The following is a 26,714-nucleotide window of genomic DNA, read 5'->3' on the forward strand; positions in this document are numbered from 1 at the left end:
CCACGGGATTTCCTTGGTCGCCCGGCCGTGCATGGCGACGTGCGGCAGACTGGCATGGACGACCACCAGCACCTTGGTCTTGCCGGACGAAAGGATGAGGCAGCAAACGTCGTCGTGGGTGCATTCCTTGATGATTTCCTCGCTATACGGCACGTCATCCCAGTATGCCGGGATTCCCGCCTTGTCTAAGGAATAGATTTTGGGGAAGACCTGATCCGTGTCAAACCAGTATGTTTTAACGCCGTCGTTTGTGATGTTCGCCCAGCCGTTGGTCAGGGCCTCGCTCTGAAAAATCCTTTCAGTCATGACACTTCTCCTTTCAGATTTTCGATGATGTTGTGGATTCGTCCCGGGATTTCCAGGACAGGGGTGCCTTCTTCAATGAGGGTCAATGTGGCGAAACGGGCTGCCGCCTTTTCCATCAGGGTCCGCGACAGGTCATGCTCGATCACCCCCTTTCCTTGGAGTATGGGTAAGCGCCTCAGCACATCGCGCAGCAATTGCGGTTGCCGTTCTGATTCAATGGACCGGTCCACCGCCCCGGCCCAGGCAAGAACGTCTGATGGTTCGATTTCGATAAGTTCGGGGAGATTGCGGGCCATGGTCATGGGGTCGGCCAATTGGAAACCGGTCACGATGGTGCGGATGGTGCCACGGACCACCGAGGCGTCCACCCTTGTTCGGGCAATGCCGTTGATTTCAGGGATGACCGCGCCGATGTATGACGCTATGGAATCAGGATTGGTGAACACATCCAGACCCGACGCCCATTGAAGGGCCAAGCCGGACGTGACCAGACTCACCATCATCTTGAGTTGTCTCGCGTTAAAGACGATGCCCGAATTGCCCAAGTCACTCATGATCTTCTTGCACAACGAGGTAATGCGCATGGCCTCGATGCCACTCGGTTCAAACGCCGAGGCTCGGGCCAGCATGCCACGCAGATCATGTCCACCACGACCGATGCCATTGCCCGAAAGGATGTGTTCGATCTGAATTTCATCCATGGCCGAGACGTTCGGCACCTGCACGCACACAAATCGGGACGCTAACGCGAGGTCCATGTACCCGGTGTTATAGGTCTCGGGCGGGTTCACGGCGCTGAAGACCATCTTCAAATTGGTGGGCATGCCAAGGAGGGTCCGTTTCCGGACAAGCTCGTGAAGTTTTGACTGGATGAAGGGATTGGCACGGTTGATTTCGTCAAGGAGCACGGCGTCCGCGTTCCAGATGGACAATGGCGTCGGCACGAATTGAAGCGCACCCTTGGCCAGGGTCTTGGGATTGACGAAGCCAACCAGGTCGTCAAAGTTCAGGGTCGGCACCTCATAGGCCCGGAACTCGATGTCCTGGCCGAGCAAGGCCCGTGCGATGCGCTCCGCGCCCTCGGTCTTGTTCCCCCCGATGTCTCCCACGAACAGCACCGACAGGTCCGAAGCCAGGGCCGCCAACACCACCGGCTCGATAGCCTGCCACCCATGTATCCCCATCTGATCAAACAGCATGTTCATTCTCCCGATTTTCACTGGGCCAAAAAACGACACAAGGGAAAGCCGGATTCCCGACCTTCCCTTGCGGATTCTTCAACTATTTCAAATAATTATATCACAACTGGGGGTGAAATGTCAAGTGTTATTATGAGGATAACTCATTGATATTAATCAACTTTGGGTTCGAATGCGGAATGATCAGACAGGAAAGTGACCGCTGCTACTCGTATGAGCACCATTGAAGGCGTTATGGACTACTCTACCCTTGGGCCGATTTGTTTAATTCATCAACAATTTCAGTAATCCATTCTGATTCCTCACCGCGCTGTTCACGCGCCCTTCGTATCAACTCAAGATTGTTGGCTGTTGTTTTAGGCTCCCAAATTTCACGTATCACGGTAAGGGCTTTTGAAAGCGCATCATCGGCTTGGCCCCGGTCACCTACTAAGACATTAATCTCCAGCAGAGATGCAAAATCCCAATAATCTGGACGCATTGAATCAAGTCTTCTTTCAACAGCATATCTTACAACCGGAAGCAGTTTCTCTTGACGAGGATCGACGGGATTGGATAACTCCATAAGAGTTACTGCGTTTATACCAGGATAGGCATCTCTCCAGTCAGCTTCAAAACCTTTTAAATAGCAATCAACCGCCTTCTTCAGATACCCAATTGCAATCTTGGAACGGTCAGTTTTGATATGCTTTTTCCAAAGGTCCTTATAAACTCTTCCCAGAATACCATTTGTTTCACTACTGGGACCATGCTTATCAATTACGTTCAGAAGGATTCTTTCTGCATCGGAATGCTTTCCCATGCGATTAAGTGCAAAGCCTAATTGCTCCTGCACCAATATTGAATCAGTAAGCATAGGGGGCATTTTGGCTGCCAAATCCACCATAGCCTCCCAATCCTCAACAGACCTATAAGACAAATACAAATCGACAATGATAGCAGGATCAATATCAGCAATACTTGCCAATTCTTGTTCGATTGTCTTTATCGCTTCCGCGCCTTGTGCACGTGCTTTACGAAGCTTCTCTTTGATTTCATGAGAGTATTCAATGACATCTCTAAAAGTATCCGTTTTCAGTCTGGCGATATTGGGGCGCGGCATGCCTGTGACTAGTTGAAAGACAGGGCTGTCGTCAACTGGTGTTCTACATTCTTCAAGACGCTTAGCCAACGATGCCCGATCATCTTTGCTTTTGGAAGGGATACCATTTGAATCAAGTTCGTATGGTAGTGCCCTCAGAGGAGCGACATCAAATGGAAGCCGTAAGCCTTGTGCGAAAACAAGAGTTGTACTATGAGGTCGGATGCCATGACGGACACCTAGTTCATAAAAGACATTTGCATTAGCAGTTGTGAGATCAGCCACTGCATATTCACACAGCATCAAGCGTTCGAACATGGGTTTGTGGATAATACCGCCGAAAATTTCTTCGTCTGCTCGAATCGGATTCAAACCCGCATCATCAATAGCAGGGCGTAAAATCTCATCATAGACTTTATCAAAGTCCACCTCAAAACCGCTTTGGTCAGTTTTCCTGCCAAAAGGCATCAGGACAAAGCAATATGGTTTCATCTTCAAATCCTTTCTCAATATTTGCGTTGAGTCCAAGACGCCAGATTGGGTTCATCTATTTGCCAAATCTTGAAGGCGGTCTTCACTCCAAGGGTAAAGATAAATCCCCTCGTCAGTTAAAATCTGCGGCTTAGTTCCATTTGTACCCTTCAGGCGGATGGCATATACGGGCTTGCCCTTTTCAAGGGTCATTTTTACTTCCTCCCGAACCCATCTACTTCGATAGGTTTTTTCTCCCACAAAAACAATCGTACGCGAAGTCCCATTCATGGCTTTCGAAATGGCCTGACGTATCACCGCTGTATCCTCCGTGTTCCATCTCTTCAGAAGATCCTTTACACGGAAATTTAGAGTAGAGTAGTTCGGATTAACCGCCCGACCCTTGATAGTGAGAACAACTTCACGATCAGCTTCCGTAAAACTGAAAAAGACTACATTTGGCATTGTGTCCTCCTTTGAAAAAGTTTCTAAGGTTGATCAGGATTCAAAATACTGATCGGGCCTTCGCATCACGGTTTATTTCTCTTGGGTTTCGGTTGATCAGTTTTCATCCCCTTCGCCAAATCAAGCAACCGTTCAATCTCTTCACCCGAAAAATCATTGGCCTTTAGAAACCGGACGAGGTTAGTCACCTCGGGTTGTTCGTTCAGGTAGCCGGACACCTCGGGATCGGTGGAGGATGACAGGCGGAACAGAACATCCGGGTCGGCGGCCAGTTCCTTGGCCAGGGCCTTGATCACCTCGGGCCGGGGCGGACGTTCCTTGCCGCGCTCGATGCGGCTGAGGTAGGCCGGAGAAATCCCGACCCTGCCGGCGGTTTCCCGCAAGCCAAGGTCCTGGGCCGTCCTCAATTCTCGTAAAGTTTCACCGAAGCTCTTCATAACGATTCCAATATACATCCTTGTTTAGTGTTACGCAACACTAAAATTGCCTTGCCAACCTTTTCCAAAATTTGGTAAGACGTGCCAGTTTACACCATCCAATGAAAATCGCACGACAATGCCAGGCCGCCGGGCACACCGGGTCACCATGGAGGAATGAATGAGTGGCGACGAGATAATGACCATCAAAGATGTTGCCAACCATCTGAAAGTAGGACAAAAAACCGTGTACACCATGGCCCAGGAAAGGGGGTTGCCCGGCTTCAAGGTGCGCGGGCAATGGCGGTTTTCGCGCGATGACCTGAACCAATGGATCAAGCGTCAAAAGCAGATCGCCCAAACGGCCGGCGACCCGGCTAATGGAAGGAGACTCCGCTCCCTGTAAGGGGTAGAAACACATGGCCAAGAAATCGGACGACAAAAAAGAGAAAACCATCGGGGCCGGATACCTTCCCGATTACATCACAGGGAAGAAGATCAAGGAGACCAAGAAGGAACTGGTCCGCCAGCGGATCGTTCGCGCCCTGATTCATGAATATGGCATTTCACCCGAAGACATGGAGCGGGACTTTCCGGTCAAGGGCCGCAAAAAAGCGGACGTGGCCATTTTCCACCATGAAGGCCCCCATGATTTGGAGAACCTGAGCCGCCTGGTGATTTGCCGGCCTGAACCCAAGGTGGGCCGCAATGCCGTGCGCATCCGTGATTTTGATCAAGCCGAGGCGGACCTTGAAGACCTCGAAGAACTCATGCGGGAGATCGAGTCCTGCCAGTATGGATTGTGGACCAACGGCCTTGAGTTCTTCTTCCTGGAAAAAGACCAAACCAGCCGGTTCGAGGTCCTGTGCAATCCCATCGGTGACTGGCCCATGGCGGAAGAGTCCATGGGCACCAAGGACGTTTTGTCCGACGCCCGGACCAGGGTGGCGGACAATGAAATGCTCAAGATCACCTTTCGCCGGTGCCACAATTTCATCCACGGCAACGAGGGCATGCCCAAGGACGCGGCGTTCTGGCAATTTCTGTACCTGATCTTCTGTAAGATGCACGACGAAAATTTGCGGACTACGCAGCGCCAAGCCTGGAAACCCCGTTTCTGGGCCGGTCCCAAGGAACAGTTCGACGATGCGGGGCGCAAACAAATCCGGGCCAGGGTCGAAGCCCTGTTTTCGGAAGTGAAGGACCGCTACTCCAACATCTTTCGGGGGAACGAGGACATCAGCCTGTCGGATCGGGCCTTGGCCTTCATCGTTTCGGAATTGTCCAAATACGATTTCACCCGCACCGACGTGGACGCAAAGGGCGTGGCCTATCAGGAAATCGTGGGCACCAATCTGCGCGGGGACCGTGGCCAGTATTTCACTCCCCGGGGCGTGGTCCAGCTCATGGTGCAAATGCTCGACCCAAGGGAAGACCAGACCGTTTTGGACCCGGCATGCGGAACCGGCGGATTCCTGGTGGCCACCCTCGGTCACATCATGGAAAAATTCCGGAAGCAGAAGAAACTGGAACGCGGCCTGGAGGACACGAGTGAGTTTCTGGACCTGCATGAACGGCTGCGCGACTACGCCAGCGCCATGGTGTTCGGCGCGGACTTTGACCCCTTCCTGATCCGGGCCTCCCAAATGAACATGGTCATGGCGGGCGATGGTCGCGGGCATCTGTACCATATCAATTCCCTGGAATTTCCCGGAGGCTACCTGCCGAATCTGGAAGAAGCCAAGAGCGACATCCCGCTCGGGTCCATGGATATTGTGATGACCAATCCTCCGTTCGGGTCGGACATCCCCATCACGGACAAAAACATTCTTCAGCATTACGAACTGGCCCACAATTGGGAGCCTGACGGCGAGGGCGGTTTCCGCAACACCGGCGTTCTCAAAAACAGCGTGGCGCCTGAAATCCTGTTCGTGGAGCGATGCCTCAAATGGATCAAACCTGGAACCGGCCGCATGGGGATCGTCCTGCCCGATGGAATCCTCGGCAATCCGGCAGCCCAGTATATTCGCTGGTGGATCATGCGGGAGGCCCAGGTGCTTGCCAGCGTTGACCTTCCGGTGGAAGCCTTCATCGCCGAGGCCAACGTGAACATCCTGACCAGCCTTCTTTTTCTCCGCAGGAAAAGCGAGAAGGAAAAACAGGTGGAGGCCCTGAACGGACAGGAGGAATATCCGGTCTTCATGGCCGTGGCCGACAAGGTGGGGTTCGACCGCAGGGGTAACAAATTATACAAACGCACGCCCGATGGCGAAGAGATCATGGAGCCCGTGGAAAAAACCGAACGCTTGCGCATCGGCGGGCGGATCGTGGAACGCAGGCTGGTCCGCAATGAGAAGATAGCCGACAATGACCTTCCGATAATAGCCCAAAGGTATCATGAGTTTCTAAAGGAGCATGATTGATGAGCGATGATGCGGAATTGGATGTTGAAGTGGAAGAGGAAACCGGGGACGGGGGCGAGCCGGAGAATTTCTTTATCGACATCCTGACCGGCGAAAAACAAAAGGTCTCTCCGAAAAAGCTCCTCATCCAAAAGGTTCTCCGTCAACTCATCGAAAGCTACGGCTTCGACCGTGACGACCTGGAAGTGAATTACAATCCCAGGATCGCGGGCCATGGCCGAAAGCAACCGGACATTGCCATCTTCCGCCCCAAGACCGACCACGCCAACGACAATCTACAGCGGGTCATCCTTTGCAAGACTCAGAAGAAGCGCGACAAGCTGCGCTCCGTTGCCGAGGCCGAGGCTGACCTCCTACCCCTGAAGGAACTCATGGAGATTTTGCCCAATGTCACCCTTGGCATGTGGACCAATGGGCAGGAGGAGTTTTTCTTTCAGGTGGAGCGCACCCGGTTCGAGGTTCGCGCCAAACCCTTGGGCGTGTGGCCGGTGCCCGGTGAACCCACCAGCGACGTGGACCATACGGGCGGCGTCATCCAGATCGGCGCGGACGTGGAGGATTTGGAGGAAGCCCTTTGCCGTTGCCATCGCTACCTGAACCGCAACCTGGGCCTGGACCACAAGGATGCCTTCAAACAGCTATCCGTTCTGATGCTGTCCAAAATATTCGACGAAACCCAGGCCCCGGCTGACCAGAAATTTTGGATTCGGGGTGAAGAACCTTTTGAGGAGGACGGCCAGCAGACCATTCAGCGCCGCATCAAGGAGTGCATTCGGGATGCCAAGGATTGGCAACCGGGCCTTTTGGCGCGGGGTTGGGACCTCAACCTGGAGCCTCATGAAACCGCGCGGGTGGTGATGGAACTGGCGCGGTATTCCCTGAGCAAGACGTTGCCACGATACAGGACCGGGGCCTTTCGCGCCATCGCAAGAAACGTGATGGACGGAAGAGAAGGACGATACCCCACGCCACTCAACGTCGCCGAACTGGCCATTCACATGCTGGACCCCAAACCGGACGAGCGGATTCTGGATTGTTCGTGTGGCACGGGCACATTCCTTGCCATGGCCGCTGCCCACATCTTCCGCAAACACTTGGCCTCCATGGGCGTCACCCCGGAGGAAGCCAGCTCCGATCAAATCTTGCAGGCTCAGGAAAGAACAGCCGCCTGGGCTGGTCAATACGCCATGGGTTGCGACATCGACCCCTTTCTGGTGGTCACCGCCCGCATGAACATGCTTTTCACCACCGGACACCCGGGCCGGATTTTTCGTCTGGATGCGCGCACCTTTCCCCTCGGAGATTTGGATGGGGTGGAGGCGGGCTCACGCGCCATGCCCCTCGGGTCCATGGACCTGGTGTTGCTCAACCCCTGGTTTTCCACCCAGGATACGGTGAGCGACCCCTCCATCCTGGAGCATTACGATCTTGGCAAGGTGTGGCGGCGAAACGACGAAGGCTATTTCGTCAATACGGGCGCCCTCAACACCGGAGGCATCCCGCCCGAGGTGCTGTTTTTGGAGCGTTCACTGCAATGGGTCAAGCCCGGCACGGGTCGGGTGGCCATCATTTTGCCGGATGGTTTGCTCGGCAATCCGGGGGATGAATACGTGCGGCATTGGATTTTGCGCCACTGCGAGGTCCTTGCCAGCGTGGACCTGCCGGTGGAACCCTTCAAGGTGACGGTCAAGGAGTACGGCCTCACCCCGGCCCTGCCCAGCCTGCTGGTCCTGAGGCGACGCGGGCAGGAAGAACTGATCCGCACCGAGCATCCCGAATACAAGGTGTTCATGGCCGTGGTGGACCGGGCGGGCGTGGACCCGCGCGGCAACCTTTTGTTCCAGCGTGCGCCTGATGGGGAGGAACTCGTTTTTGACGAGGAAGTGGTGGAAAAGGTGCGGGTCGGCGGCAACGTGACCATCCGGCGCACAACCCGGCGCGCCAGGCGGGTGGATGATGAGTTGCCCATCGTGGCGGAAAAATTCCGGGAGTTCCAGGAAACCGGGGAGGTCACGCCGTGGAGCAGATGAACCTTTTTCCCACACATGTATTTTTTGATCAGGTCTGGAGGTTCATCCTCAATGCCCTTGCCCGGCATCAGCAGCCTTCCGCGCGGGAGTTGCTTGAAGCCGTCGAGAAAAACATCGGATTGGAAGCAAGGTGGGATTTCAGAGCTGTTTTGCTTCGCATGTCCCAAGACAAGGACCTGACCGGGGCCGACCGCCGCTATTGCCAATCCATTTTGGAGGATGGAAGCGTGGATGCGGCGCTCAGGGGTGAGGACGCCCCCGACGAAGAGGCGCTTTCCACCATAGACGCTCTGCTGCACCAAAGCCAAGTGTACCGCGCATCGGAATCCTTCCAGGAAATGATCGACTTCATGGGCCGGTTCCGCAATTACGCGCCCTACAACAACATGCTGGTGCGGCTCCAAAATCCCGCCTGCGGTTTTTACGCCACCGCCTATGACTGGAGACACCGGTTTGAGCGCGCCCTGAAGGAAGACGCCCGGCCCATGATCATCCTCGCTCCCATGCACCCGGTCATGCTGGTCTATGACGTGGATCAGACCGAGGGCAAGGAATTGCCCAAGGAGTTGCGGGAGTTTTCGCGTTTCGAGGGAAAATGGAATCCGGACTGGATGAAGCGGATGCTCGAAAACGCCAATCGCCACGGCATCCGGGTCCAGTTCAAAACACTGTCCAGCACCAACAGTGGATTCGCCACTCTGAGCCGGGACGTGGGCAAATGGAAGATGCGGATCGTGGTGCATGGAAAACTGGACAGCCCAAGCCGCTTTGGTGTTCTGTGCCACGAAATGGCTCATGTGCTTTTGGGTCATCTGGGTTCGGATTTCGACCACTGGTGGCCCAGCCGCTCCAACCTGGACAGGCACAGCGTGGAGGTGGAGGCAGAATCCGTGGCCTTTATCGTGGCCAACCGGCTTGGCTTGCAAGGGACCAGCGCCGCGTATGTGTCCCGCCATCTTGTGGAAGGCCGGGTTCCGGAGGGTGTCTCCCTGGACCTGATTGGCAAGGTGGCCGGCAAGATCGAGCGCATGGCCATGTTTACCTTGCCGAAACCCAAACCCAAAAAGAAACCAACGGCCAAAAAGCAGACACGGTGAGGATAGCGCATGCAGATCAAGGCCATACCAAGCAAATGGATTGAGAACGAAGGATACCGGCTCGATTGCGGACCCTACATGTCCGGTGCGATTGAAGCCCGGGAGATATTGAAAAAGTTACCGACCACGCCTTTGCAGAAACTGGCCGAAGGGCATAATGGCGGAATCTACAACGGTCCTCAATTCGTCAGGAACTACGTGCAGGACCCGGACCATGGAGTCCCTTTTCTCACCACATCTTCCATGCTGTACGCCGACCTGAGTAATTTGCCCCTCCTCAGTAAAAAGGATGCCCATTCGTCAAAACTGAGCTACCTCGAAGTCAAGGAGGGCATGACCCTTATCAGTTGCAGTGGAAGTATCGGCCGAACGGTATATGCCCGCAAGGACATGGATGGAGTTTGGTCCAACCAGGATATTATGAAGGTTGTCGCCAATCGAGAGGAAATCCTGCCCGGCTATCTCTACTCATTTCTGTGCACTCGTTTCGGTGTTCCCCTTGTTCTTTCCGGCACCTATGGCGCAATCATCCAACACATCGAACCCCACCATCTTGCCAACCTCCCCGTGCCCCGGTTGGGCGAGGTGGAAGAGCGGGCGCATGAACTCGTGCAACAGGCGGCGGATTTGAGGACTGAAGCAAATGAAATCAAGGCAAAAGCCATTGAACTATACGAGAACGAAGGTGCATTGAGTCTGGCTGAAGAAGAAAAGCAGAATGGATCAGTGTTTGGAGCCGCTGCTGTCTCATCGAGGTACCTGACAGGTCGCATGGACGCTTTCTTTCATTGTGGATTTCATAGCGAAGTGTTGGTTCGCCTGGAGAAATCAGATTGTGAAAAAATATGCGTCAAAGATTTTGCTATCAATTTGTTTGAGCCGAAAAGATTCAAGAGGGTTCAAAGTCAAGATGAAAATGATATTCCTTTCTTTGGGACAACAGCTTTGATGTGGTCTGATCCTGTACCGAGTTATTTTCTTTATCCAAGACAGAAAGGTGTCGACGATTATACTATTAATGAAAGGACCGTTTTAATACCTCGATCAGGTCAAATCTCTGGTATTATTGGAACTGCAACACTACCATACGGGCGCTTAATAGGCGGTGCTATATCCGAGCATGCCATTAGAGTTGAGTGCGAAAAGGTCATTGATGCCGGATACTTGTTCATCGCGCTACGATCAGAAATAGGAATGCGCCAACTTAAAGCAAGGGCCTATGGTTCATCAATTCCCACATTAGATACTTTTCAAGTTGGAGAGGTCCTCTTGATAGATGCTGGGAAACAAACGAGAGCTGCTATCGGTGAAATGGGGTTGAAGACTGCTCAACTTCGGGATCAAGCTATTGAATTGGAAAACCAAGCAAGGCTTATAGTTGAACATGCCATCGAGGAGGGAGCCTGATTATGGCCACGGTAATCACCGAATGCAGCGGCCAGCCTGCCAATGATTCGGAACGCAAGGCCATTGGCCTCCTTCGGGACCGGCTTCCGGAAAGCTGGCTGTTGATCCACAATTTCGAGATGCGCCAGGGCAAGGAGGTTTTTGAAATCGACCTGGCCATCCTGGCGGCCCACGCGGTGTACGTGGTGGACATCAAGGGCACGCGGGGCAACATCGACGTGTATGGTCCCAAATGGTATCCCGAGGGGCGCCCTCCCTTCCACTCGCCCCTGGCCAAGTTGCGGCAGCACGCCAAGGTGATGGCGTCCATCATCAAGGACAGCAACCCGGGTAAGACCGAACTGCGCAAGGCTCACGTGCAGGCCGCCGTGCTCCTCACCGCAGAAGACGCTACGGTCATGGACCCTGAGGGCCGCGATGGCCCGGACGTGACCGACCTCAAGCGGTTCCTCAAGTATTTCCACGATACGGACCGCATCCCGGACCACCGGAACAAGGACATCCGCACGCTGCACCCCATGATCAAAAAGGCCATCGTGGGCAAGGCCCAACCCAAGACCTCGGTCACCTGCTTCCGGGATTGGCAGGTGGAGGAAAAATTGGGCGGCACCGACCGCTTTGCCGAATACCGGGCCAAGCACAGCCTTCTCGGAAAAAGTGGAGGCATGGCCCGGCTGCGCGTGTACAAGGCAGACCCCTATCTGGAGGATGCGGAACGTGAGGCCGAGCGCAGACGGATTCGGAACGCATACAGCGCCGTGGCCCACATGAATCCCCATGAAAACGTTCTCACGGTCCGGGAATTTTTCGAGACCGAGGACCAGGACGGGTTTGTCCTGGTGACCGACGACGTGGCGGGCCAGGCCCTTCGCCAACACATCGCCAAGGCGAGCCTTGCCTTGACCTTTGACCAGAAGCTCACGGTCATGCGGGACGTATTGTCCGCCCTGGACCATGCGCACAAGGCCGAGGTGATCCACCGCAACCTGACGCCCGACGCCATCCTGGTCACCAAGGGAGGCCCCTGCCGGGTGACGGCCTTTGATTTTGCAAGGGTTGGGAAAAACCGCACCAGCACCATTGCCGATCAGATCGTGGATGACCTGGACTCGAATTACCAGGCCCCGGAATGCGACCGCGATCCCAGCGAAGCCAGCATTGCCGGCGACCTTTTTTCGGCGGGCATTGTTTTCTATGAACTGCTGGTTGGTGAACGCCCTTTCGGAAATGTCGAGGAAATGATGGAGGCGGACGGCGAGTTTTTGGTGCAACCCTCCGAACACAAGCCCGACCTGCCCGATGGATTTGACGCATGGCTTCAGCGCCTGTGCGAGTTCGACCCCGAGGATCGGTACACCAGCGCGGCCGTGGCCAAAAAGGCGTTGGACGATTTGATTCTTCCCGAGGCCAAGGACGACACCGCGCCCGACGGAGAAAGCACCGGAGCGCACGCCCTGCCCGAGGACCTGAGCAACCTGCCGCAGGATTTCATTTTGGGAAACCGTTTCCGGGTGCAGGATAAATTGGGGGCCGGCGGTTTCGGCGTGGTCTACAAAGTGTTCGATTCTTACGGCGACGTGGTTCGGGTGATCAAACTCGTGACCAAGGACCGGCGCAGCGTGTTTGACCGGCTTCGACGGGAGTACAAGGCCCTGACCAACCTTCCGGACCATCCGCATGTGGTCAAGGTGGTGTGGGCGGACCGGTTCAGCGACGCCAAGCAGACGCCCTACATCGTGTTCGATTACGTGGATGGCCTGGATGTCTCCGATCTCATTGATAACGACGCCCTTTCCCTGGATGATGCGGTAAAAATCGTCAGTCAATCAGCGGAGGGCTTGGCCCATCTGCATGAAAACGGGGTGCAGCACCAGGACATCAAACCGTCCAACCTTTTGTGGACGGACAATGGCGTCAAGATCATCGACTTCAACGTGGCGGTGAGTGAAAAACACGACATCCACGGAGGGGGCGGAACCCAGCGTTACCTGCCGCCCGACTACGATTACTCCATGGAGCCCTCCACCGAGGATCGGATCGACCGGGACCTCTATGCCTTGGGCGTCACCTTTTATGAATGCCTCACCGGCGAGTATCCTTTTGACGATCCCACGCCGCCCTTGCACAAGCCGCCCAAGGACCCGAGGCAGTTTGACGGGTGCGCGGATTTGAGCACGGCCCTGGTGGATGTGGTTTCGCGGATGATCGCCCCGGACCGGAAGGACCGTTTTGCCTCGGCGGCTTCGTTTTTGGAAGCCTTTGGCAAGGTCAAGCAATACCGGTCGGTCCTCACCACGGGCGAAATCGGCCCGACCACAAAGGTCACGGCCTTGATGGATTTGAAGGCCACCCGGCCCAACTGCAATCCATTTGTCACTCACCTGCTCACACTGTACAGCCAAAGCCAGGTGTCCAACGCGGGCACCCGTGGCCTGGATGAAATCGGCAAGGCCACCTACGTGCCCACGTTTTTGGATGAGCGTCTGCAACCAGCCATGCTCAAGGGCGTGTTTCAAGTGGTGATCATCAGCGGCAACGCGGGAGACGGCAAGACCGCCTTCATCCAACAGTTCGAATCCTTTGCCGAGGAAAAGGGCGCGCAAATCCATCGCGGAGAAAACGGCGCGGTGTTCCAGTTGAAGAGCCAGAAGTTCTTCAGCAATTACGACGGAAGCCAGGATGAGGGAGACGAAAGAAACGACGCGGTTCTACAGAAATTCTTCCAGCCACTCAAGGGAAACGATCCCACTGCCTGGCCCACGAGGCAGACCCGCATCATCGCCATCAATGAAGGCCGGCTGGTGGATTTTTTCATGGAACACCAGGACGAATACCCTTTGTTGGCCCGGCATATTCAAAGGGGTCTTGCCGGAGGCGCACCCGAGGATGGGGTGGCGATCATCAACCTGAACCTGCGGTCCGTGGTGGCCGAACCCGAAGAAGGCCAAGCCTCCATCCTGGAACGCCTGATTCAACGGATGACCCAAAAGGATTTTTGGGAGGCGTGCGATAATTGCGACATCAAGGGCAAATGCTATGCCTTGCACAACGCCCGCACTTTCCAGGACCCGGTTGCCGGACCCAAGGTGACCGAACGCCTCAAGATGTTGTTCACCATCACCCATCTGAGGGGCAGGCTGCACATCACCATGCGGGATTTGCGGTCGGCGCTCGCCTACATGTTGGTGGGCACAAGGGATTGCGAGGGGATTCATCAACTCTATCAGAACGGCGGCGAGGAGAGTCAGAATCGAATCCTGGGCTGCTACTACTTCAACTCGTGGCAAGGCGGCGAGGAGGGTTCGGCGGATCGCCTAGTGTCCCTGCTGAGGGAAATCGACATCGCGCACGTGAGCAATCCCGGTTTGGACCGCGAACTTGGATTCCTGCCGCCGGGCGCCAAAGCCAACAGCCGGTTTTCCTTTGAGGATCGGCCCGGCTACGATCAAACAATCCTGGAGGTGTTGTTTGAAAACCTGCCCCGGGATTACTCCGTCAAAAAACGCCGAACCCTTTTGGAAAAACACCGGCGATACCTCACCCACATGCGACGGAAACATTCTTTCGAGTGCCGGGATGCCGCATGGCAAGACATGCTGCCGTATGCCAGCATCCAGGATTTCATGAAGGCCATTGGTGAGCCCGGGCCAAAACCCGAAGAGGAAGTGACCGCCATCATCAAGGCCGTCAATCGGGGAGAGGGTCTCACCGATCCCGGCCGCCTGGGCAACCAGTTGGCACTGCGGGTGCGGCGGGTGGAGCGCGGCACCATACGCAGCTACCGTCTTTTCGACGGGGAACGGTTTTCCCTGCGTTCCCGGATGGAGGCCATGGATCAGCCGTACCTGGAAAGCCTGCCTCAATGCCTGGTGCTGGAATACGATTTTGGCGACGGGCAAAAGGCCGAGATGCGGATCAACCTGGATATTTACGAGATGCTACAGCGTTTGAACGACGGGTATCGCCCGAGCATCGAGGAGGAAGAAGGTTTTTACATCAGCCTTTCGGTTTTCAAAAACGTGCTGTCCTCCGCCCCGTACCAGGAGGTTCTTCTCACGGAGAGCGGATATGAATTTTTCCGGATCGCACGGGACAACGGGGGCGTGCTGCATCTGGACCGGATCGGCAGGAGGGCGGACTGATGGGCGTCAAAGGAAGGGACAAGGAATTTCGGACACCCAAGACCACCTATGTGGATTTCAAGCACATCGAGATGGACCGGGTGCTGACCATGCTGTTTCCGCGCCTGAAATATGAGGGGTACGCCAGCCGCCGGCCTCCACATGGCAAGGAATTGACGGTCGAGGAGTTTGTGGATGAATTTCTGGATCACCCGGAATGGTTCGAGGATTTTGATAAATATCCGAAGGTGGTCCACAAATGGATCGAAACCGATCTCATGGACGTGGTGAACCGGGGCCGCGCAAACCAGGCGCTTGCGTCACCCCGCCCCTTGCACGGCAACACCTACAAATTCAGGAACGCAAAAAGGACACGGGATTACGGCGCGGCTGAACAAATCTACTGGATGCTGTACTACGCCCGCAAAGGCAAGGGCCAGAACGCCCGGGACTCCCTCAAGCGGTTCTTCTTTCCAGGCGTTGACCTGGTGACCGACCGATACGACCCGAGTGTATCCGTGGATGTGGAAACCCAGGCCATCCTTCGCCTCGATCAACAGGTCACCCAGGACACCAAGGATTCCAAGGAGCCCACGCGGTTCCCTCCCTTGTGTATCGGCCAGGCCGACCTTCTGGCGGAAGACGTTTTGCGCCTGTTGGCTTATGAGCGTTACATCCCCCGGTCCGTATTGGTGGATTATCTGAAGACGCTGCTCTCCTTCCATCTGGCGCTATACCACTTGAAACTGATGCATCTGTTGCCGCGTATGCTGAAGGATCGGTCCGGCAGCGAACTGTGCACCCAGCAAAAATGCCCGGCCGGTAATGGGAACGGCTTCACTCTGGCGGATTGCCCGTACAAGATCGCCATGCTGGTGGACATGGGAGATGCCGAAAACCAGGAGATGAAAGAGCTGGCGCGAAGGTCGGCTGAAAGATTCTACCGGCAGATCCCAAGTTTTGTGCATGCCAACTTCATCGTGAAAAAACTGGATGAGATGGCGGAATACCTGAGCAAGAAAACCGGAAAGATCGCGGCCCCTCCTTCCGGCACATTCACCGCACCCGATCTGATCGCGTTGATGAAGCCTGACCTGGAAGCAGATCGCCTGGCCTATTTCAAATTTCGCCTGGCCAGTCTTATAGAGGAATCCGGCGCCAACGCCGACGACCTGGACCCGGAAATCCGCGAGGTCATGGACATGGGGCTCAACGAATTTGACTCCTTCATAGAAATCCTCATGGCCTACCGGAGCAAATATCATCGGCAGTACATCACCGAATGTTTGGACGCCCTGCTTCAAAAAAACAAGGACACCGGCATGCTTGCGCAGGCCCGCACCAAGGGCAGCCCGAGACGTTTTGTCCTGGGAAGCAAGCTGCTTGAGGTTCTGCTCCAGTTGGCTGTTCTGGATCAGGAGGACGGACGGTTCGTGACCCGGGAACTCAAGATCGAGGACCTCTTGACCTTCCTACAGAGGAGGTACGGGATTCACATCGACCGGCTGCCGGACCAGGCCGGAGAAGGCAGCATTCTGGAGCGGCGGGCATTGCGATTGAATCTGGAGGCGTTCAAGCGAAGGCTGCGTGAAATCGGATTCTATGAGGACCTCTCGGACGCCTATGTCACACAGAAGGTGTCACCGCGATACCGCATCGAAGCAGGCGCATGATCCGCCGCATTGGGAAGGGAATATGAGCACAGATTTTCATCAACTGAAAAAAGGGGCCTTGAATCAGACCATCGCCGCCTTTTTGTGCCCACGGTTGCAAGCCGTCATGGAAAGCCGAGGCCCTGGACACTGCATGCGCGTTGCCGATCTTGCCGATCCGGTGATGGAGGCCGTATGTGCGGAGATGCGCAAGGCTCGATCCGAGGCCAATATTTTCGTCCTGGCAGGGCATGATGAAGATGACCGGCCCAACCGGGTCACATCGACCAAACTTGTGGAATTGCGTAACCCTCTGCCAGACGGACAACTTCGCCAGCCTCTTCTGGTGTTCGTCCCCAATTCCCTGCGGACCAGCGCCGAGGATTCCTTCGGGATCGCCACCTTTGAAGAATTGACGTTCACCGAAGTTTATAGCGACATCATCCAGGCCCTGTTGGAAAGGACGCCCGCGAGTCTGACGGGATCGGTGCGTGACGTTTTTTCCATTCTTGCCGAGGAGAACTGGTTTTTCGCGGATGACGTATCCAAGGTGCGCTATCTTCTGACCGCGCTGGAAAACGGGGTGGATGGAGAAACCTTGGGGGCGAGCCTTTATGAGTTATCCCTGGTTCCCGATTTCAAGCTGTTTGCCGACCTTTCCCAGGTCAACGGCAGAATCCGAAAGAACAACGAGTGCGTGCAAAGTCTTGCCGCTTCCCACAAATCGGTTCGAGGCCGTTTGGCGGACTTGAACCTGTCGGACAAATCCCTCCGGAACAGCCTGGTTACATTTTTTGATCGCTTCCCGATTCATGAGCCCGAAACCTGGACCCGACCCATCGCCCTGGAAAAAAATTGGCGCGGCTTGTCCTTTGACAAGTGGAAATTCAAGGAAGACTTCGCCATCGACAAAATCCGGCTTTCGATTCGGGAAACGGATTTGCCCGTTGTGCGGGAGGATGAGAAGGATGAGCGGTTGGCCACGCTGATTGGCCAACAAGTGCTGGTGCCCAATGAACGCCGGAAAATGAACGTGGTCTTCGAGGTGACGCCCCACCCATCCAAGGTCAGCGGGCTTGATCATTTCACGGTCCAGATCGTGTCTCAAACAGGAGGACCGGCCGGCAAGGCAAAGAAGGTGAAAGCCTGGAAACCCAAACGCACACATAGCACGGTCGGCCTGACCAAGCTCAACAAAATTGATTTCGAGGAGGGGTGGCACTTCATCCGGGTGTTACCATGGACGGAAGATGGAGACCCCATACCCATCGAGGGCGCTTCGGACCTCACGGATTCTGCGGCGCGTCCGTGGGAAAGTGAACCGTTCTATGTATTGCCCGATGGGGCCATCGAGGAAGAACCTCCTCAACGCGCCATCCCCATTGAAATCAGCGTGGAACATGCGCGGCTTCGCCTTCAGTTCACCGCATTGAATGACGACAGGGACCCGGCGGAAATTCAGGTCACGGGCGTGCACTGGGCTGAAGGTGAGCGAGTGAAAAAGAGCGCCCGACATGAAACCCTGATCGCAAAATTCGGCCGTGAAGGGTCCATGCAGATTCCCGTTTCCCGAGCATTGAAAATCGCCGAGCAGAGGATGCTCGCAACACCGGAGCACCCCTCCGGTTGGCGGATGCAGATCAACATGGACAGCGTTGAGCCGCCAAGCCAGGAAGGCGTCTCTTTACCCGGATCATCGGCTCTTCAGTCCTTTCTCGCCGCGCGCACGGATTTCTTTGAGGCAGTGCGTCAGGGGAAATCCATGCTGATCACCCAGGGCTATCCCATGGACGATGCGCAAGACCGTTGCATTGCCTACGCAGAAACCTACCTTGACCTGATCGACAACCTGACGCGCCAGGCAGAGGCGACCACCGGTAACGAGCGGCAGACGCATCTGAACTCCTTACGCAACGTGTTGGCCACGGATTCCATCAGGGTCATCCTCACGGATTTCAGAGGACGCCACAAAGAGGCGATCCTCGTTTCGCCCACACATCCGCTGCGTGCTCTATGGTTCCAAGGATGGCACAGGTTGGGCCAGCATTGGGTTAGTCAAATCAAACCGGGGACACGCGACCATGTTCCCGGCACCAGGCATGCCCTACTCGAAAGAATCCACTCCACCGGCTTTCCGGTTTGCGTACCGGCCGAGGATGGACGCATCTTCACGCCGATTGGAAACCTCACTCCGTTTTGGAGTTTGTATTCTCCAACCACAGAAATTGACCCACGCGCCCTTCTTGCGGAAGTGTGTTCGGCATTCGGCCTGCCTGAGCCATCGGCTATCGGCGTGGAATTGTCCGGTAATGTCTTAGCGGACAAGATAGACCGGTATCTTTCCCAACATCCCTATGTCCGAGAACTGTCCATCAACATTTTCAATCCAGGGTCCGGGTCCATCATTGCCGAGGCGCTGATTGCCCTGCAACAAAGAAGGGAATACTCGGACCTTCGCTATGACATCCGGATGTTCGCCCATGAATCCGAATCACCCGTACTTGGTGAATCGTTCGAATCCTTACTGAATCCGATTTCAACGGTCACCGAGGCAGCGGACGCTTTTTGTTCTTCGACTGGAAATCATTTGTTCTCCAAGCTGAACATTGCCAAGCACAACATCTCTGAATTTCACCAAAACCCCAAAAGGTACGCGGCCCACATCAGCGTTCTGCTCGATGTTTTTCCGGCTGAAGAGCTTGGCGTCATCCAGAAATCCGAGGCCATGGTTCCTTTGCATGGTTTGATCCAGGATTATGAAACAGATTTTGTCGATGATGAGACTGGAACGTATTGGCACAAATCGCCGGTGATAGGACAGGGAACTCAGATGGGAGAAGGCGACCATGCCTTCGACTTGATTGCGCGCATCAGCCGAAATGTGGCATGGGGTGCATCGGCCGTTGCCGCATCAGGTGCCAGTTTCCGGTCCGTGCCCATGGTATCCCTTGGCTTGGATGTTCCCAAGAGGGAACTCATCTATGAAATCCACCAGACCAGCGATTGGGTATTCACCGTGGACCGGCACATGGGGATCGAGTTTTTTGATCATGGTGGAAGAAAAAACCGCCCGGACTATTTGATCGACTTCGTTCCCGGGATCAACTCCAATTCTGCCCACAACCTGATCATCTCCTCCCGATCCACCTCGGAGTTGGAGGCCATGCTGCGGCCGGTTTTGGATCATTTCGGTTTGCATGTTGATGGACAGACCGGTGTTGAAGTCCTTTCACAGTTGCGATCCCTTTCCGGCCAACTCGCCCTAAAACTCATATCCGCGTCCACGCAACAGGCTGAGGCTCTTGGGCTGGCCCTGGCAAGGATGTACCTCGAATACCAGGGCGCCCTCTCAAATCAGATTATCATGCCGCTCGACGCGCATGTTGATCTATACCGTTCCGCCAGTGAACCCGATGACGTCACCCAGGAAATCAATCTTCAACGGACAGACCTTGCCCTCTTTGACCTGGATTTTTCAAAAAGGTTGATCACCTGTAACCTTGTGGAGGTGAAATGCTACTCGACGGTCGGTGACTTTTCCGCCTTCAACCAATTAAAAGAAAGAATCGCTGGGCAGATCAATCAAAGCGAACGGATTTTGCAACGTCATTTTGATCCATCGCTGAAACATCCGGATCGCCCGGATCGCCTGCTGAAAAACAGGGAGCTTTCCCAGATACTCAGGTTCTATTTAGAAAGGGCCGTTCGATACGGGATTTTTGACGATGCCGCACAGAGAGAGGCCACGGAATTTCTGGCAACCATGGAAAATGGTTACACGCTGCAATTCCGGCGCAGCGCCTTGATTTTTGATTTTGAAAAAACCGGCACCAACCCCGCTGAAAAGGAGGTTGGCATTGAGTATCATCGAATCGGAAAAGACCTGATCGTCTCTCTTTTGACCGGGTGTTCTGAAAAACGGCGGACACCGGAAAAGGAAGAAGCCGTATCACTGCCGACCAGCCTCAGCACCGAATCTTTTTCAGGTGTGCCGAAACTCGAAGAGGCGGCCTTCCTCGTGCAGGAAAGAATGCGCTCAACTTCGACAGGCTATGATGTCGATGGCGCTGATGCTCAACCCGACATGGAATCCTCCGCGCCGACCTCAACTGTGGAGCCGATAGTTGACGAAGAACAAGAGAGCCCCGATTCCACCGATCGCAAAAAGGAAGCACCCGTTGAGAATCAAAACTCCGATGAGAATACAAACCGTGCGGTCGATGAGGCATCCGCGCCAGAGGACGATGAACCCCCCGAACAAGATTCTGTCAAGGCTGACCAAGAGCCGAAGCATGACGATTCTACTCACTATGATGTGATCCTTGGCGTGGATAGCGGGTCACCCCAGTATGGCGTGTTGGGAGAAATATCCAGCCGAAAGATCGCCATTGATCTCAACCAGACCCACACCATGAGCCTTTTCGGGGTGCAAGGTGGCGGAAAGAGCTACACCTTGGGCACGGTCATAGAGATGGCCACCATGCCTATCCCCAATATCAATGTTTTGCCCAGTCCATTGGCGACCGTCTTGTTCCATTACAGTCCCACGCGCGAATATAGCCCGGAATTTACTTCAATGATTCTTCCCAACCAGGGCGAAACTGAGGCAGAGGTGCTGGCGTCCAGATATGGCGCCCAGCCAAGAGCCTTGAAAGACGTCTTGATCCTGACACCGAGGGACAAATTGGAGGAACGGCGGGAGGAGTTTCCCGGCATCGAGGTGAGACCGATTGCCTTCTCCGCTTCGGAACTCAAAGCGTCGCACTGGAAATTCTTGATGGGGGCTATCGGTAGCCAAAGCATGTACCTTCGGCAAATCAATTTGCTGATGCGGGGCTTGAGGGATAGGCTGACCTTGGAAGCCTTGCGCTCCGGCATTGAGGAATCGAATCTATCCGATCACCTCAAAGAATTGGCCTTCACCCGGCTTCAGTTCGCAGGTGAATACATCGACGACACGCAGAAACTTCAGAATTTGATCCGGCCTGGTCGTCTGATCATCGTTGACCTGCGGGATGAATACATCGAAAAGGACGAGGCGTTGGGCCTTTTCGTGGTGATGCTGCAAATTTTTTCCGAGGCAACCTACCAGGGCCAGAACTTCAACAAACTGGTCGTTTTTGACGAGGCCCATAAGTACATCGAAAACGATGACCTGATTTCAGGCTTGGTGGAGGTCGTTCGAGAGATGCGCCACAAGGGAACGAGCATCATGGTGGCATCGCAGGACCCACCCTCGGTTCCCATATCCCTAATCGAGTTGTCGAGCCACATCATCCTCCACAAGTTCAATTCGCCCGCATGGTTGAAACACATCCAGAAAGCCAATGCCTCCCTCAGCGAATTGACACCGGAAAAAATGAGCCACCTCACCACAGGCGAAGCCTACGTGTGGGCAAGCAAATCCAGTGACGATGCTTTCATACGTGGAGCAGTCAAGATCAAGTGCAGGCCAAGGGTGACGCAACATGGAGGGGCAACGAAGACGGCGGTTGGAAAGGAGAAGTAAAATGATTGAGTTCTGGATTGCAGACCTTATGTCAGAGGAAACAGTCTTTTCAGTTCCGTGTTCATTAGGGGCATGGGAATTTCAAAGAAGAGCTGATTATGTCGCTCTTGTTGAAAAGATGGAGGAAGGGCAGTGCGCTCCGACCTACTACGCAAGTAACGAGGCAATTATACGGAATACCCCAGACGATGATGTTTCGAAGGCAATTAGTGATATGATAGATACGTGCCTAATTCTATCATTTATCAACGCTTGTTGCGTTACAGTTAGAGGAACAACAGGGCAATCAGATGCTCAATTTATTCAACTCGGAGATCAATTCATCAGGCCAAGGGCCATAAGAGGTTTTAGAAAACTTGATATACAACAGTCGTTCGCAAACTTTTTTGCAAGAGGGTTTTCGAGTATATCTCAACATTTTGATGCAAGACGAGTTCGGCTCTTCTTGTCGCACTGGATATCAGGACTGACATGTTTTTCGATGGAAGACCTTTTCCTATCTATTGGTGTACAGATGGATATAGTTAAGCAGTGTGAAATAGTAGCATGCGACAGAAGTTTAACTTACTATGATGGAATGGTAAGCGCAAGCACAAGATATGGCATAGCTCCAATTTCTGACGATTACAAAAAGATGCGTAATGACATAGTTCATTATGGCTCGCTTTCAAGTAGAAATTTCGCAAACAAGAACAAGGAAGAATGCTCTGTTGTCATTGCAGATTCACTAAACTGGATCGACAAGTATGTGTCATCTATTTTAGGCATCACTCCCAAGGAGACTCGTTGGCGAGCCAAGGAGATTGAGAATAGTTTGCCCGCATTGTCGATCATTTAAAAAGGCCGAATCACCTATACATCCCACTCCCCCTTCATCCCGTCCCTCCATGAACACAGGGGTGATGACGAGGCAGGAATAAGGCAGGGGGCTCTAATTCAACGACTGCCCGAAGCAGAGGTGACGGGCCAACTGTTTACGCTCATCGAAAGCAGACCTTGCTCCCGAAGAAACCAGGTCTGCCAAGGCCAGTAGCTTGACCGGACGAAGGCGGACCGTTGCTAGGTGCTTTCTGTTGACGGGGTGGCTGATGAGGATTTTCTCTTCAACTGCATCTAATGCCAGGGTCGGATAGAGGATTGTCGCCTCAGGGGTAAGGGCATTGGCAAGGGCGTACATGGAAAGCTGATAGGTCCAATCCCTGGGGATGCTCTGCCCCCAGATGTCCCTATACTTTGCATCCAGGAGATTTTGAGATTGGCCATTATGCACTATCGCAAAATCCGGCCTTGGACTGCGGAAGCCTGCTCGACGGCCAGGCGATGTCGTTTCAAATTGGATCATCCCATTCAGAGGTAACTCGCTCCGGACCGTCTCGGGCCTTATGTGTTCCTGGAAAAACCGGAGCAGTAGCTGTTGAAAGAAACGGTTCATGTCGAACAGGAACCCTTTGAATGTTGCCAATTCACTCCCTTGCCCAAAAACCACCCCCTGACCCTCCACAAGAAGGCGGACAATGGTCAGTGCTGGCAGATATGCCCGGCTCTGGCGGTCCAGGCAGTTCAAGGCGTCGTTCACCGATTTCCAATCCAATCGGCAGGAGGGAACACTGGTTTCCAAAAGGGAATACAACCTTCGCAGTCCTGATCGTATTTCCGGATCGCCGGTCAGGTGGGCTCCGGCCAGAAGACCCTGGGCAAGAATCCGATTGGGGAGCCAGTCGTAGGTTCTTGGATGATGGATGCAAGGGACGGTGGCATCAAAACGTCCACCCCGTTTTGCCAAGGATACGAGATCAATTTTGCCCCGAGGGCTTGCCAGGTTCTCGGGTCGGCGGGAATACTTCCGTACCAATCCCCTTGCGATGAGTTCCTTCAATTCCTGTAATAGTTGCACCAAAAGGAGATCGACCAGGGCGGATTGATCCGTCCAATGTTCGGCAAGGGAATGCAGATGCAGATCGCGCAAACCATAAGCATAGCGGATGAGACGGGCCAGAGGCATCCCTTGAATTTTCGGACTGATCGCAACCGAGAGCTTGCCCACCTGAATCCTCCCGACATAGGAGGTCGTGGAAATCTCAAGGCCGGTCCGCAACTCCCGGAAAGTCACCCCCCTTGTTTCTTCAATGCCTGAAAGTTGATCGGCACTCGTGCCAAGTTTCTGAAGGGTGAGGTCCTTCAGGATGTCGTCGGTATCGGGGCCTTTCCTGTCCCATTCCGAAAGCCGGACCTCCATTATGGTTTGGCCACTATTCATCCTCGGTCATCTCTTCCTCGTCTTCATCCTCTTCAGCCACGGCACCCTGAGCCTCCAGAGATGACGTCAGACTCGGGTCCATGGCGAGCAGGGCCTGAAGGAGATTGTCATGGCCAGCGGAAGTGAATAGGTCCTCTCGAATTTGCCGGGCTGGTAGGTCCACTATGTCCTTGCCAAGGATAGCCTCCAAGGCTGAGTAATCTTCGTAACAATATTCCTCCAACAGGGGGATGATGTCCTCCCGCAGAATCCGGGCCAGTTCCGAGAAATCCGCCACCGGCCTTTTCCCCGAGAGGAGATAAGAGTGACCAATCTGAAGATTTCTGGCATCCCTACCGGCGTGCTCCAGAATTTTCCGGTTGAGGGCCTTCAACCATGGCCCCAAGGGCAGTCCTCGTATGGCACCCGATCCAAGGACACTGTAATCCGGCATCAACTCTATGAAACCGAAACGTCGGCGAAGGGCCGTGTCCAGGAGGGCGATGGAACGATCCGCCGTGTTCATGGTGCCTATCACAAAAACATTCTTCGGGACGCTGAAGGCTTCTCCTGATAGGGGTAGAAGGATGGACCGTCCTCGTTTGTCCTTTTCGAGGACGGTGAGAAGTTCTCCGAAAATTCGGGGGATGTCACCACGATTGATCTCGTCGATGATGAGATAGTAGCTATGCCCAGGATTCTCATCGGCCAACCGACACAGGTTTTTGAAAATTCCGGGTTTCAATTCAAAATTGAGGTCCGATTCCTTTGGTGCCGGCCGATAACCTTCAAGAAAATCCTCATAACCATAGGATGGATGAAAGGTGCAGGCTTGAACCCATCCCTGCCCCTTTTGATTCTCAATCCTCTCGGCTTCCTGTTCATCGCATTGGGAGAAAGGTTTGCCGATATTCTTAAGGGATGCCAATTCACGGGCAGCAACGAAGGCCCAATGAGTTTTGCCTGTGCCGGGTGGTCCATACAGGATGACCTGGCTTTTTCTTTCAAGGATTGCGTTTATGCGTTCAGGGATGCCAGTCAGCTTTGGGACGGAGGGTGATGCTTTGTGTTCTGTTATACGGCGTTCTGCTTCGACGAGGTTGACGGGCTTCTTCATTTTGCAGACAGTTGTCCTGAGGCAATCCCTTTCGAACATTTTCCAAGGATCAAGGTCCAGCCATTCCACGTTGCGCAAATGAGGGAAGCCGAGGTTTGGTTCATATCGGTAGCCGCCTGTGACTCGTCCTATTCCGAGGATAGCCATACCATTGCATGCAAAAACAAGGTCACCTTCCTGGATGTCGGTCAAAAAGTACCTGATTTGCTTTGCGTCCTTGCCGATGGTTCGGGGGTCAGCTTTTGGATAATTCGTCGCAAGCATTTCCTTCAGAGTGTCAACTGCTTCCGGTTTTCCAACGAGTTCAGAAAGGTCCGCTAACTCCGGCCATCCAACAGAGATATAATTACCCTCGCTCATAAGAGGCCAGTAATCTTTGCCTCCGCCGCCTTCTGTTGTCCCTACTCGCCAGTAATAATAGGGCGAACCATTCCGTTTATAGATAGCCGCACCAAGATGCTGCATAGGGATGCTCAATTCGCTCCTCATGGCGATATATCTTCCAGCACAGGCATAACGTCCTTCTTCTTGTGGTGGGGTCTCCAAAATACGAATGAGGTGCCACCTTTGGTAACTCGGGGCATGGAAAACATCTACCTTGTCAGGAAACATCATGTGGAAGTATTTGTGCGTCCAGCTTTTGTCGGCAACTGTCGGGGCGGATTCAAGCATCTCTGCTTGTGCTTTGAACCAGTCCTGATCAGATGGAATGTCCGGCAGGTTGGCAATGATTTGTGAAATGGTAAGAAGTTCGTCACGTTGTTTGCGTACCAGATCAATGGCAGCATTAAGTTCAAGGGGAATCTGTTTTTTAGGGCTCCCTGTCATCCATGTCCCGTCTTCCTTACGCCGGTAGATTCCAAATTTCAAAGCCGAGCCGCCACCAATGGTTCCAAAACTCGGCGAAGGAAATTCCTCGTCGTTCTTAAACTCAAGCCAATATGTAAGCGAATCGTTCTCCTGTCCACCGTGCATGGCGAGTAGAAGAGCTTCTCCATCCATGCCGGAAAGAACCTGGGGTGAAAATTTTTCACGGAAACGGTCGTAGAGTTCTCGGAGAATATTTTCCTTTATTGCCTTGCCCTGAGCCAGTAGCTTATCCCGTAGTTCGAGCAGTTCCTTGGCAACATCCTGATTCATGTGACCTCCTTACTCGGCTATGAAATCACCCCATCCTTCATTTT

16 protein-coding genes are annotated in these 26,714 nt (G+C 54.1%); 9 read left to right on the forward strand and 7 right to left on the reverse strand.

Going from position 1 to position 26,714, the window contains the following annotated elements; translation table 11 throughout:
* From BUE18_RS21640 to BUE18_RS21660, 5 genes are all read right to left on the reverse strand, one after another.
* Positions 1 to 306: hypothetical protein (locus BUE18_RS21640; protein ID WP_139264845.1), on the reverse strand; the 306-nt coding region annotated here is incomplete at its 3' end.
* Positions 303 to 1,505 (reverse strand): AAA family ATPase, encoded by a 1,203-nt coding sequence (locus BUE18_RS21645; protein WP_073478265.1) that lies wholly within the window; start codon positions 1,503 to 1,505, stop codon positions 303 to 305. The genes BUE18_RS21645 and BUE18_RS21640, both read right to left, overlap by 4 nt.
* A 244-nt stretch (positions 1,506 to 1,749) precedes the next feature.
* Positions 1,750 to 3,078 (reverse strand): TRAFs-binding domain-containing protein, encoded by a 1,329-nt coding sequence (locus BUE18_RS21650; RefSeq protein WP_073478266.1) that lies wholly within the window; start codon positions 3,076 to 3,078, stop codon positions 1,750 to 1,752.
* 51 nt (positions 3,079 to 3,129) lie between these two features.
* Positions 3,130 to 3,522: a TIR domain-containing protein gene (locus tag BUE18_RS21655; RefSeq protein ID WP_073478267.1), complete on the reverse strand. Its 393-nt coding sequence runs from the start codon at positions 3,520 to 3,522 to the stop codon at positions 3,130 to 3,132.
* Between the two features lie 65 nt (positions 3,523 to 3,587).
* On the reverse strand, positions 3,588 to 3,959 hold the full coding sequence (locus BUE18_RS21660) for a helix-turn-helix domain-containing protein (protein WP_073478268.1): 372 nt from the start codon (positions 3,957 to 3,959) through the stop codon (positions 3,588 to 3,590).
* 160 nt (positions 3,960 to 4,119) lie between these two features.
* Here BUE18_RS21660 and mads1 point away from each other — a divergent pair, with 160 nt between their 5' ends.
* The 9 genes from mads1 to BUE18_RS21705 are packed head-to-tail and all read left to right on the forward strand — an operon-like array spanning position 4,120 to position 23,015.
* Positions 4,120 to 4,344 (forward strand): methylation-associated defense system helix-turn-helix domain-containing protein MAD1, encoded by a 225-nt coding sequence (mads1, locus tag BUE18_RS21665; RefSeq protein WP_073478269.1) that lies wholly within the window; start codon positions 4,120 to 4,122, stop codon positions 4,342 to 4,344.
* Between the two features lie 13 nt (positions 4,345 to 4,357).
* Positions 4,358 to 6,361, forward strand: coding sequence for a methylation-associated defense system DNA methyltransferase MAD2 (gene mads2, locus BUE18_RS21670; RefSeq protein WP_073478270.1), 2,004 nt, complete (start codon positions 4,358 to 4,360; stop codon positions 6,359 to 6,361).
* Complete coding sequence (mads2, locus tag BUE18_RS21675; RefSeq protein WP_073478271.1) at positions 6,361 to 8,391, forward strand: methylation-associated defense system DNA methyltransferase MAD2; 2,031 nt, start codon at positions 6,361 to 6,363, stop codon at positions 8,389 to 8,391. The genes mads2 (BUE18_RS21670) and mads2 (BUE18_RS21675) overlap by 1 nt, the downstream gene beginning before the upstream one ends.
* A complete protein-coding gene (locus tag BUE18_RS21680; RefSeq protein WP_073478272.1) occupies positions 8,388 to 9,488 on the forward strand; it encodes an ImmA/IrrE family metallo-endopeptidase in 1,101 nt (366 codons plus the stop codon). The genes mads2 (BUE18_RS21675) and BUE18_RS21680 overlap by 4 nt, the downstream gene beginning before the upstream one ends.
* A gap of 9 nt (positions 9,489 to 9,497) precedes the next feature.
* Positions 9,498 to 10,895, forward strand: a complete 1,398-nt coding sequence (gene mads5 / locus BUE18_RS21685; RefSeq protein ID WP_073478273.1) for a methylation-associated defense system restriction endonuclease subunit S MAD5 — start codon at positions 9,498 to 9,500, stop codon at positions 10,893 to 10,895.
* Positions 10,896 to 10,897: 2 nt separating this feature from the next.
* Complete coding sequence (mads6, locus tag BUE18_RS21690; RefSeq protein ID WP_073478274.1) at positions 10,898 to 15,037, forward strand: methylation-associated defense system protein kinase MAD6; 4,140 nt, start codon at positions 10,898 to 10,900, stop codon at positions 15,035 to 15,037.
* Positions 15,037 to 16,689, forward strand: coding sequence for a methylation-associated defense system protein MAD7 (mads7, locus tag BUE18_RS21695; protein ID WP_073478275.1), 1,653 nt, complete (start codon positions 15,037 to 15,039; stop codon positions 16,687 to 16,689). The genes mads6 and mads7 overlap by 1 nt, the downstream gene beginning before the upstream one ends.
* Positions 16,690 to 16,711: 22 nt before the next feature.
* Entirely contained in the window at positions 16,712 to 22,177 is a 5,466-nt protein-coding gene (gene mads8, locus BUE18_RS21700; protein WP_073478276.1) for a methylation-associated defense system ATP-binding protein MAD8, read from the forward strand.
* A 1-nt stretch (position 22,178) separates the two neighbouring features.
* Positions 22,179 to 23,015 (forward strand): hypothetical protein, encoded by an 837-nt coding sequence (locus BUE18_RS21705; protein ID WP_073478277.1) that lies wholly within the window; start codon positions 22,179 to 22,181, stop codon positions 23,013 to 23,015.
* A 93-nt stretch (positions 23,016 to 23,108) separates the two neighbouring features.
* Here BUE18_RS21705 and BUE18_RS21710 read toward each other — a convergent pair whose 3' ends face one another.
* Positions 23,109 to 24,434, reverse strand: a complete 1,326-nt coding sequence (locus tag BUE18_RS21710) for an McrC family protein (RefSeq protein WP_073478278.1) — start codon at positions 24,432 to 24,434, stop codon at positions 23,109 to 23,111.
* On the reverse strand, positions 24,427 to 26,670 hold the full coding sequence (locus BUE18_RS21715; RefSeq protein ID WP_073478279.1) for an AAA family ATPase: 2,244 nt from the start codon (positions 26,668 to 26,670) through the stop codon (positions 24,427 to 24,429). Before BUE18_RS21715 ends, BUE18_RS21710 begins: the two co-directional genes overlap by 8 nt.
* Between the last annotated feature and the right edge of the window lie 44 nt (positions 26,671 to 26,714).

The sequence above is a fragment of the Desulfatibacillum alkenivorans DSM 16219 genome, assembly GCF_900142135.1.
GTDB classification, from domain to species: Bacteria; Desulfobacterota; Desulfobacteria; order Desulfobacterales; family Desulfatibacillaceae; genus Desulfatibacillum; species Desulfatibacillum alkenivorans.

Coding starts and splice junctions, on each gene's coding strand:
- BUE18_RS21710 (WP_073478278.1), bottom strand. CDS start 24,434: ATGAATAGTGGCCAAACCATAATGGAGGTCCGGCTTTCGGAATGGGAC.
- BUE18_RS21660 (WP_073478268.1), bottom strand. CDS start 3,959: ATGAAGAGCTTCGGTGAAACTTTACGAGAATTGAGGACGGCCCAGGAC.
- mads7 (WP_073478275.1), top strand. CDS start 15,037: ATGGGCGTCAAAGGAAGGGACAAGGAATTTCGGACACCCAAGACCACC.
- BUE18_RS21655 (WP_073478267.1), bottom strand. CDS start 3,522: ATGCCAAATGTAGTCTTTTTCAGTTTTACGGAAGCTGATCGTGAAGTT.
- mads6 (WP_073478274.1), top strand. CDS start 10,898: ATGGCCACGGTAATCACCGAATGCAGCGGCCAGCCTGCCAATGATTCG.
- mads2 (WP_073478270.1), top strand. CDS start 4,358: ATGGCCAAGAAATCGGACGACAAAAAAGAGAAAACCATCGGGGCCGGA.
- BUE18_RS21650 (WP_073478266.1), bottom strand. CDS start 3,078: ATGAAACCATATTGCTTTGTCCTGATGCCTTTTGGCAGGAAAACTGAC.
- mads5 (WP_073478273.1), top strand. CDS start 9,498: ATGCAGATCAAGGCCATACCAAGCAAATGGATTGAGAACGAAGGATAC.
- BUE18_RS21715 (WP_073478279.1), bottom strand. CDS start 26,670: ATGAATCAGGATGTTGCCAAGGAACTGCTCGAACTACGGGATAAGCTA.
- BUE18_RS21680 (WP_073478272.1), top strand. CDS start 8,388: ATGAACCTTTTTCCCACACATGTATTTTTTGATCAGGTCTGGAGGTTC.
- mads8 (WP_073478276.1), top strand. CDS start 16,712: ATGAGCACAGATTTTCATCAACTGAAAAAAGGGGCCTTGAATCAGACC.
- BUE18_RS21645 (WP_073478265.1), bottom strand. CDS start 1,505: ATGCTGTTTGATCAGATGGGGATACATGGGTGGCAGGCTATCGAGCCG.
- mads2 (WP_073478271.1), top strand. CDS start 6,361: ATGAGCGATGATGCGGAATTGGATGTTGAAGTGGAAGAGGAAACCGGG.
- BUE18_RS21705 (WP_073478277.1), top strand. CDS start 22,179: ATGATTGAGTTCTGGATTGCAGACCTTATGTCAGAGGAAACAGTCTTT.
- mads1 (WP_073478269.1), top strand. CDS start 4,120: ATGAGTGGCGACGAGATAATGACCATCAAAGATGTTGCCAACCATCTG.